We start from the raw sequence: 9,087 nt of genomic DNA on the forward strand, positions 1-9,087 counted from the left end.
TACCTGTCATAAACTCTTAATTGTAAAGGGAGGAAGTGATATGGATGAAGTTGTAAAGAGACCTGGCAGAAAGATAGCTGCTGAGAAAAGAAGAATTGCTAAAGAAATCTTACAAGAATTTATTGATGCTGGTGATTTCTATAGTCTACCTAGTGATGTTCAAGAAGCTTTAATAATTATTGCTCCTACATTGAAGGAAAGACGTATCTACTCATTTAAGCAGGAGGTTTTACATGAAGTATGTTGAATTTACAACAGAGGATTTTGAACTCGCTTTAGCTGAAGATAAGAAAGATTCGAAAATTGATTATCTTCTTAGTCTTATGGTGTTAGCAGGTATGTGTTTTATTATCGCTTTATTAATTTGAAGGAGAAATTTTATGGGTGATGCTTTAACTAGACCAGGCAGAAAGGATGCTGCAAATAAGAGAAAAGAAGCTCGAATTGTTATTGAAAAATTCTTAGAAACAGAAGAATTTAGAACTTTACCTCGTCCTATACAGCTTGCAATATTAACTCTTAATCCAAGTCTTAGAGAACCTTACTAATTTTTTATTATTCCATTATACACGCTTTCTGCCTCTCATATTATTTATGACAGGCAGAATTCTTTTTATTAAAAAGAGATAATGATATAGTAGTAAATTTTTTGAGTGTAATTTGTAGCTTGACTATGATAGATATTAAAGTTAATTTACTATCAGAGGTCAAATATGAATAAGTTTGTATATCTCGATAATAATGCAACTACACAAATGGCAAGTGAAGTTGCACAGATAATGCATGAAAATGAGTCACTCTACGCTAATGCATCTAGTATGCATAGTTGTGGTCGTGATGCAGCAAGTGCTATAGAATGGGCCCGTGAGGAGGTAGCAACTCTTATAGACGGAGATAAGAGTGGTGTTTACTTCACTTCAGGGGCATCGGAATCGAATAATACTGTTTTTTCAACTTTCAGAGATTTAATAGATGAAGGAAGTAAAAGAAATAGAATTATAACAACAACTATCGAACACCCTTCAATTATTGAGGAAGTAAAGTACCTTAAGAAAAAGGGTTATAAGATAGATGAAGTATCTGTTGATGTTCATGGAAAGGTAAGACTTGATGAATTAAAGAGCTTACTTGGCGATGATGTTGCTCTTGTTTCCGTTATGTGGGGTAACAATGAAACTGGTACTATCCAGGATATTAAAGAAATCGGAAAGCTTGCTCATGAGTGTGGTGCTTACTTCCATAGTGATGCAACTCAAGCAATCGGGAAGATTAAGGTATCTGTAAAAGAGTGCGGTGTAGACTATCTCTCTCTTTCTGCACATAAGTTCTATGGTCCAAAGGGAGTAGGTGTCCTTTATGTTGCAAATAAAGCTCCTCTCACACCTTTTGTTCATGGTGGTCACCAGGAAAAAGGTTATAGAGCAGGTACATACAATACTTTAAATATCATTGGACTTGGTCAAGCTGCAAAGCTTGCAAGAGAGAATTTAAAGGAGGAGCATGATAAACTTCTTGCTCTTCGTGAACGCCTTAGAAAGGGAATTGAAGAGAGAATTGACCATGTAGTTATTAATGGTCACCCAACAGATTTCTTACCTGGTACTTTGAATGTATCATTCCCAAATGCAGAAGGTGAGTCAATTTTACTTTACCTTGATATGGAAGGTATTGAGGTATCAACAGGAAGTGCTTGCGCAACTGGTTCACTTGAGCCTAGTTATGTATTACTAGCCTCAGGTTTGGATGTTGAGTTAGCACATGGGTCTATCAGATTTTCACTCGGAAGATATAATACTGAAGAGGATATCGACTATACATTAGAAAAGCTTCCTTCAATAATTGAAAGAGTAAGAAGGATGTCTACAAGAAAGGAATTCAAATAATGAGCAGCTTTATGTCTCAATGGGTATATACGGATGTGGTTAAGGATCATTTTATGAATCCAAGAAACCTCTGGGATGAAAAAGAAAATTTTGAGCCAGATGGAGTAGGTGAAGTTGGTTCTCTTGCTTGTGGCGACCAGATGCGAGTTGGTATCAAGGTTGAAAATGATAAGATTGCATCACTTCGTTGGTTAACATATGGTTGTGCTAGTGCAATTGCTTCCACTTCAATGATGAGTGAACTTGCTGTTGGTATGACACTTGAAGAAGCTTATCACTTAACACCAGATGTAATAACAAAGGCTCTTGGCGGTCTTCCTGAACACAAGTTCCACTGTTCAGTTCTTGGTGATAAAGCACTACGTGCTGCAATTGATGATTATCTAGAGAAAAATGGACGTGAAAATCCATTTAAGGCTCATACAGCTAAGATTATCTGTGAATGTAAGGGCGTAACAGATGTTCAAATCGAAGAGCTTGTAAAGAGTGATAAGGTTAAGAACTTTGAGGAGCTTCAAGCTCTTACAGGTGCTTCAACAGCATGTGGAAAGTGTAAGGCACAAATTAAAGAGACATTAGACGAGCTATTACATATCTACGGTAAATAATTATGTTAAGCATCTATAAAGATGAGATTAAGGATGCACTATATCCTAAAAGAGGGTTAGTCGATAAAAGATATAATATTGTCTCAATTACACCTCCTTGTAAGTGGAAAAGTGGAGACATTAAAAAGTTGAGAAAACAGTTACAGCTCTCTCAATCTCTATTTGCTGAGGTACTTGGTGTAAGTCTTGCCTCTGTCGTTTCTTGGGAAAATGAGAGGTCAACACCATCACCACTTGCTTGTAGGATGTTTGATATTTTATCGCGTTATCCAGATATTCTGCTTGAAGCACAAGTTGTGGATATCAAAAAATAGTATTTTAAGAGGAGATGAGATTTATTCTCCTCTTTTTTATCTTAAAGACATTGCTGATATTTGGTATTATTATCCATTATGAAGGTAATGGTTTTAGGCGCAGGCGCAGTAGGTGCACCTCTATGTACAAGATTAATTCAAGGCTCTGAGCTTTATTTAATAATGGATGATAAAAGGGCTATTAAATATGATGGCCTCACTGTAAATGGAAGGCATTACTACATTCCTCTTGCAAATAAGAGCGATATTGCAGATTTAATAATTCTTGCTTGCAAAAACTTTGACCTACCTAATGCTATTAATTGTATCAAGGAGCATGTTGGTGGTAGCACAATAATTGTCTCATTATTAAATGGTGTTGAAAGTGAAGAATTACTAGAAAAAGCATTTCCAAATGCTCATGTCCTTTATTCTTTTATTACATCACTTTCAAGTAATAGAGATAAAAATGTTATTAACTGTTACAGTGAAAATGGAGGTGTCATTTTCATAGGGGAAAAAGATAATAGAGAAAGTGATGAATTAAATTTGGTTACTAAATTATTTGATACCTGCAATGTAACATATCGTCTTCCAAGTGATATTAGAAAAGAGATTTGGTGGAAGTTTATGCTCAATACTGCTTTTAACTCTCTTTCTGGTGCACTAATGACTACTTATAGAAAGATGTGTGATAACCAGGCGCTATTAGCCTGTGCTAGGATGATTATCAAAGAGGTTATTTTAGTTGCAAATGCTGAAGGTGTTAATTTAACAGCTGAAGATGGCCAAAGAGCAATAAGCACAATCTGTGCACTCCATGATGATGGTAAAACCTCAATGCTACAAGATATTGAAAATGGTCGAATGACGGAAAATAAATACTTTTCTTATTGTGTATCAAAGCTTGGAAAGAAGCATTGTATTAATACACCTATTTGTGACTTCTTATTTAATTTAGTGGAGGCAAAGAGCTATGCGGAAAAATGAAAATGAAGCATTACTTTATGAAACACTCTTTTCTCTTGCAAAAAAAGATGAGAAGAAAGCCTTTTTAATGTACAACATGGTTGCCCTTAAGGCTGATATCACAAGAACTCTTCCTGAGATTATCTCCCAAATTACAGATGTAACAGGATTTAATTCTTACGAAATTAGTGAAACCTACTATAGGCTTCGTAATGCATTTTCTGCTTATCATTTTGACTACACAATTATCTCGGAGCTTGACGATATTTGGCCAAAGAGCTTAAAGGGTTCAGATATTCATTTTCTATATCTAGTTGGAAAAAAGGAGCTTTTAACGACAAATAAAGTTGCTATTCGTGGCTTTAGATCTCCAAGTGAAGATGGTAAGAATAATGCTATTAGTGCAGTTAGAGAAATAGAAGCCGCTGATGCTACATTAGTTACCACCCTAGACGTTGGTCTTGATCACTACTGTGCTTCTTATGCACTTTCTCAAGGACTCCCTATTATTTTAATTTTATCATCGCCTCTTCATGTAGCGGTTCCTGAGAGTGGAAAAGAGTTAATGGTAAATGTTGCAAATACTAATGGATTATTAGTCTCTCAATTCCCTCCAAGTGCTAAGGTAGAGAAGTGGTATGCCGTTCCGCGTAACCGTTTACTTGTTTCCCTTTGTGATCACTTTTTAATTTGTGAAGAAAAGGATGGTGGGCCATTATTTAATCAAGCAGAATCATTTTTAGAGCAAAAGGGTAGAGTCCTTGCTTATGAAACCTTTGTAACTAATCCTATTTACACCTATGCTCAAAAGCTTTCTCAGCAGGTTGGGGTTACAATATTAAAGCGTAAAGGAGATTTAAAAAAAGCAATTACTCCTCCTAAGAAAAAGGAAAGAAAGAAAAAGGATGATGAACAATTGGAGTTATTCGATTTATGACCTATACACTCCTTGATAGCGATAAAAAGATTTTTAAATTTTTAGATAGTATTAGCTCATTAGATGAGATAGCTGTTGATTTCGAAGGTGAATTTAATCTCCATATTTATGGAGAGCATCTTTGTCTAATTCAAATATTTGATAAATCTAATTATTACATCATTGATCCTAGAAGTAAGTGTGTAAGTGAAAAAGGGATTATTGCTTTTTTAACTTCTCCAATAAGAAAGATATGGTTTGATGCCCAAAGTGATAACGCTCTCGTTTATAAAGCTTATAAGACTACAATTGAAAATGTTTATGATGTAAGAGCCCTAGCAAAGGCTTTAGGATTTATGGGTAATTTAGTTTCACTTGAAGAGACGTATTTAAAAGTTAAAAGTGAAGTTGTTGATAAAAAGAGATTACAGCAAACAAATTGGTTAAAGCGTCCTCTTTCAGAAGAACAAATTTGTTATGCCCTTTCAGATGTTGAGCATTTATTTGATTTAAAGAGTGTGTTAATAAAAGAAGTAGAAGATAAAAACTTAACAAAGAACGCTGAATATCTATTAAAGTGTGCTTGTAATAAGCCAAAACTTACTCCGCCTTGGACTAAATTATGCTCAACTAGAGAATTATCTAAAGAACAACGTCTTGCATTAAAAGAGTATTTTATCGCCCGTGATGTTGTGGCTAAACGCTTTAATGTTCCTTCTTACTATGTTTTAGATAAACATAAAATTGTTGAATTAGCTAAAAAAAATCCAAAGTCCCTTGATGAAGTTTATTCAATCATGGGACCTTGTAATCAGAGATTTGAGTTATTTTTACGTTCTTCAATGAAGAATGCTTTTGATCATTTACGATAAGCAGTCTTTTCTAAAGGAAGAGAGGTTCTAAATAGTCCATCCCTCTTATAGTATGCATGAGCAACTGCAGGTGCTGTTGGGATAGTACATAACTCACCAACACCCTTTGCTCCATATGCAGCACTACCAAATTCAGGACCATGAACAAGAATAACTTTGACAGGTGGTGCATCTGTAGCTCTAATAAGGCTTAATGTGCCGTACTTAGATTTAACATAACCCTTGTCTATAACAAAGTTTTCTGTTAATGCATAACCTAGGCCCATTACTACGCCACCTTCAATTTGGCCTTCAATTGAGAGCTGGTTAATTACCTTTCCTGCATCACAAACAGCAATTACCTCTTTAACTTTACCATCATCGTTTAATACAACTAACTGAGCAGAGTAGCTATAAGCTAGGTGTGAGACAGGATGAGGCTTAGTACTGGTAATAGGATCTGTTTCAAAACAGAACTCGCCATAGAATTCTTTTCCTTCTAATTCTTCAAGGCTATTTACTGCTAATGCTTCTTTAAGTTTTTCAGCAGCTCTTCTTGTTGCTTCACCTGTAAATGCAGTTTGCCTTGATGCAGTTGAAGTACCACTATTTGGAGTTCTTCTTGTATCAGGAGTTTCAACGATGAAATTATCACTCTTTAAACCTGTTGTCTCAGTACAGATTTGTAGCACTACAGTAGCTAAGCCCTGGCCCATACAAGCTGCAGAAGTTCTAATGTGTACAACACCATTTTCAATTGATAAAAGACATCTTCCTGTATCAGGAACACCGACACCAACACCACTATTTTTCAAAGCACAAGCAATACCTGCATTTGGATACTTTTCATAGAATGGTTTAATTGCATTAAGACACTCTACTATACCTGTATCAGGAGCAGCAATTTGTCCGTTTGGCATAGTATCTCCACTCTTTAATGCATTTTGATATCTAAATTCAAATGCATCGAGACCTACCATCTCTGCAAGCTTATTAATTGCACTTTCAATTGCAAAACAGGACTGAGTAACTCCAAAGCCCCTAAATGCTCCTGATGGTACATTGTTCGTGTAAAGCGCAAGTCCTGTTATATCGATATTTTGATAGTTATATGGACCAGCGGCATGAGTACATGCTCTTTGTAGTACAGGACCACCTAAAGATGCATATGCACCTGTATCAGCAAGAATAGTACATTCAAGGCCTGTTAAGAAACCTTTTTCATCACAGCCAAGGGTTAATTCCATCTCCATTGGATGACGCTTTGGATGTATTGCTAAGCTTTCTGCTCTAGTGAGTTTTACCTTAACCGGACGGTGAGTAATGTATGCTGCAAGAGCTGCATGGTGCTGTACAGACATATCTTCTTTACCACCAAAACCACCACCTACAAGCTGGCTGATACAATGAACTTTATCCTCTGGTAAATTTAAGATTTTAGTTATTTCGTGTAGTTCATCATATACACTTTGAGAACCAGTATAAAGGGTAACGCCTTCATTATCATCCCAAGTCGCAATTGCAGCTTCCATTTCCATAAAAGCATGTTCTGTGTGTGGGGTGGTAAAGGTTTCATGGACTGTATACTTTGAATCCTTAAGAGCTTTCTTTGCATCCCCACGGACAATGTGTTCTTTACGCATGAGGTTTGATTCACCTTCGTGAACTAATATTTCATCCTTTAAGGCTTCATGGACATCATATACACCTTCAAGTTCTTCGTATTCAACCTTTACTTTTTGAACAAGTTCATCTAATGCATTTTTGCTAGTTGCTACAACTAAGCAAATTGCATCCCCTGTATAGTGAGTTAATTCACCTTCTTTAATTAATACAGGCCAATCCTTTTTTAAGTGTCCGTGTAGGTTATATGGTACATCTTCTGCTGTGATTACTTTTACACATCTTTCATCACTTTCTGCTTCAACTTTATCGATTTTTAGTACTCTAGCTCTTGGATATTTTGCTCTTACTGCTTTTGCATAACACATATCTTTAAGTGTTATATCATCTACATAAATACCTTCACCGAGAGTCTTTGAAATAGCATCTACACGAATAAATGAAGATCCTAATGAACTATCAGATGAGTCAAATACTACTTCTTTATTTAATCTAAAGTAATCAGCAGCTAGTAATATTGCATTTTCAATTTTTACATAACCAGTACAGCGACAGATATTTCCTCTAATAGCTTTTTTAACTTCTTCTCTTGTTGGTGTTAAATTTACATCTAATAGGGCTTTTGCGCTCATTACCATACCTGGTATACAGTAGCCACATTGAACAGCACCACAGGCTGCAAAACAATAAGAATATACTAATCGCTCTCTTTGAGATAATCCTTCAATTGTTGTTATTTTTTTACCTTGTAATTTAGATAGCGTAAATACACATGCTCTAGTTGCTTTTCCTTCAACAATTACAGTACATGCACCACATGCTCCTTCTGAGCATCCATCTTTGGTTCCTGTTAAATGTAAATCATCTCGTAAGAAAGTAAGAAGTTTCTTATCTTCTTCACAGCTATATTCTCTATTGTTCACATTGAGCAAAAACACAATTATCCCCCCTCGTTTGTTTTTTGTGGTTATTGTTTTTTTGCATGGCCGCTTAGCTTCTGTTGTGTAGTAACAGCGGTCTGTGATACCAATGCAATTAAATTCTTTCATCAAAAATTTAGTTTGTCAAATAATATCAGTAGTAAATTTAACGAAAACATAATTTCTTTCTAAATATTCTTAAATATCCATTATATAAATAAATATATAATCATAAGTGCCTGCAAACATAACATATCGTTGCAGACTATTTTGATTTATAAGAGTGTCCTGATAGAGATAGAAATTTGATATAACGAATGTATTAAGATTTTATATACTAATGAAGAAAAACTTATGGCTTATAGGATTCTTGGAGGTATTACCTCCAAGCTTTTGACTCTAATAGTTTCATCAAATGGAATAAAATCATCAGAGTAGGAAGTATTTTCTGCTGTTCTTTTTAAACAGTAATTGCAATGTATAACATTAGAAGCCATAGCATGTGGTGCATCTTGGAATAATGAAATTCCTACTTCAATAAATGAAGATATTCCAAAAAAATTTAAATATTTAAAGTCTTTGATTTACCTCTGTAATTGAGAGTATGCATCAGTATTAGTAAAACCAAAGCTTGTTAAAATTTAATTATTAACTGCTTATCTTTACTTTCAAATTGCTCGTATTTTACACCTGCATCATCGAACATTCTTCTACTTGCAATGCTGCTATCACTATCACGATATTTATCAGATAAATAAACTACACGTTTTATTCCTGATTGAATAATTGCCTTTGCACATTCATTACAAGGAAAGAGGGCTACATAAAGAGTTGCACCATGCAAGTCCCCGCGGGAATTCAAAATTGCATTTAGCTCTGCATGACAAACATATGGATATTTTGTTTCACACCAGGAACCTTCACGATCCCAAGGTAACTTATCATCATCACAACCAATTGGAAAGCCGTTATAACCTACTCCTACAATTATCTTTTGTTCATTTACAATGCATGCTCCAACTTG

Annotated in this window: 11 protein-coding genes; 9 read left to right on the forward strand and 2 right to left on the reverse strand. The window is 35.1% G+C overall.

Features of this window, described 5'->3' with window-relative positions:
- From SOY52_RS10590 to SOY52_RS10630, 9 genes are all read left to right on the forward strand, one after another.
- The coding region (locus SOY52_RS10590) for a hypothetical protein (RefSeq protein WP_320848923.1) at nt 1-247 on the forward strand (247 nt) is incomplete at its 5' end.
- The gene (locus tag SOY52_RS10595) at nt 234-368 is read left to right on the forward strand and encodes a hypothetical protein (protein WP_320848924.1); all 135 of its coding nucleotides are present in this window, start codon (nt 234-236) and stop codon (nt 366-368) included. The genes SOY52_RS10590 and SOY52_RS10595, both read left to right, overlap by 14 nt.
- Before the next feature lie 12 nt (nt 369-380).
- Nucleotides 381-548, forward strand: coding sequence for a hypothetical protein (locus tag SOY52_RS10600; protein WP_320848925.1), 168 nt, complete (start codon nt 381-383; stop codon nt 546-548).
- Between the two features lie 165 nt (nt 549-713).
- A complete protein-coding gene (locus tag SOY52_RS10605; protein WP_320848926.1) occupies nt 714-1,883 on the forward strand; it encodes a cysteine desulfurase family protein in 1,170 nt (389 codons plus the stop codon).
- Between the two features lie 11 nt (nt 1,884-1,894).
- A complete protein-coding gene (locus SOY52_RS10610) occupies nt 1,895-2,491 on the forward strand; it encodes an iron-sulfur cluster assembly scaffold protein (RefSeq protein WP_320848933.1) in 597 nt (198 codons plus the stop codon).
- Between the two features lie 2 nt (nt 2,492-2,493).
- Nucleotides 2,494-2,805 (forward strand): helix-turn-helix domain-containing protein, encoded by a 312-nt coding sequence (locus SOY52_RS10615; RefSeq protein WP_320848927.1) that lies wholly within the window; start codon nt 2,494-2,496, stop codon nt 2,803-2,805.
- Nucleotides 2,806-2,883: 78 nt separating this feature from the next.
- Nucleotides 2,884-3,774 (forward strand): 2-dehydropantoate 2-reductase, encoded by an 891-nt coding sequence (locus SOY52_RS10620; protein WP_320848928.1) that lies wholly within the window; start codon nt 2,884-2,886, stop codon nt 3,772-3,774.
- Nucleotides 3,761-4,690, forward strand: coding sequence for a DNA-processing protein DprA (locus SOY52_RS10625; protein WP_320848929.1), 930 nt, complete (start codon nt 3,761-3,763; stop codon nt 4,688-4,690). Before SOY52_RS10620 ends, SOY52_RS10625 begins: the two co-directional genes overlap by 14 nt.
- A complete protein-coding gene (locus tag SOY52_RS10630; RefSeq protein WP_320848930.1) occupies nt 4,687-5,541 on the forward strand; it encodes an HRDC domain-containing protein in 855 nt (284 codons plus the stop codon). Before SOY52_RS10625 ends, SOY52_RS10630 begins: the two co-directional genes overlap by 4 nt.
- Here the strand turns inward: SOY52_RS10630 and xdh are convergent.
- Together xdh and SOY52_RS10640 are read right to left on the reverse strand one after the other, a co-directional pair.
- Complete coding sequence (gene xdh / locus SOY52_RS10635; RefSeq protein WP_320848931.1) at nt 5,529-8,081, reverse strand: selenium-dependent xanthine dehydrogenase; 2,553 nt, start codon at nt 8,079-8,081, stop codon at nt 5,529-5,531. The two genes, SOY52_RS10630 and xdh, sit on opposite strands and share 13 nt — an antisense overlap.
- A 616-nt stretch (nt 8,082-8,697) precedes the next feature.
- On the reverse strand, nt 8,698-9,087 hold a 390-nt coding region (locus tag SOY52_RS10640; protein ID WP_320848932.1), incomplete at its 5' end, for a dCMP deaminase family protein.

The organism is Bullifex sp. (assembly GCF_034103065.1).
Classification (GTDB): domain Bacteria; phylum Spirochaetota; class Spirochaetia; order Sphaerochaetales; family Sphaerochaetaceae; genus Bullifex.

What these genes read in the sequence shown, in the direction of transcription:
- SOY52_RS10595 (WP_320848924.1), top strand. Translation starts at nt 234, where the DNA reads ATGAAGTATGTTGAATTTACAACAGAGGATTTTGAACTCGCTTTAGCT.
- SOY52_RS10600 (WP_320848925.1), top strand. Translation starts at nt 381, where the DNA reads ATGGGTGATGCTTTAACTAGACCAGGCAGAAAGGATGCTGCAAATAAG.
- SOY52_RS10605 (WP_320848926.1), top strand. Translation starts at nt 714, where the DNA reads ATGAATAAGTTTGTATATCTCGATAATAATGCAACTACACAAATGGCA.
- SOY52_RS10610 (WP_320848933.1), top strand. Translation starts at nt 1,895, where the DNA reads ATGTCTCAATGGGTATATACGGATGTGGTTAAGGATCATTTTATGAAT.
- SOY52_RS10615 (WP_320848927.1), top strand. Translation starts at nt 2,494, where the DNA reads ATGTTAAGCATCTATAAAGATGAGATTAAGGATGCACTATATCCTAAA.
- SOY52_RS10620 (WP_320848928.1), top strand. Translation starts at nt 2,884, where the DNA reads ATGAAGGTAATGGTTTTAGGCGCAGGCGCAGTAGGTGCACCTCTATGT.
- SOY52_RS10625 (WP_320848929.1), top strand. Translation starts at nt 3,761, where the DNA reads ATGCGGAAAAATGAAAATGAAGCATTACTTTATGAAACACTCTTTTCT.
- SOY52_RS10630 (WP_320848930.1), top strand. Translation starts at nt 4,687, where the DNA reads ATGACCTATACACTCCTTGATAGCGATAAAAAGATTTTTAAATTTTTA.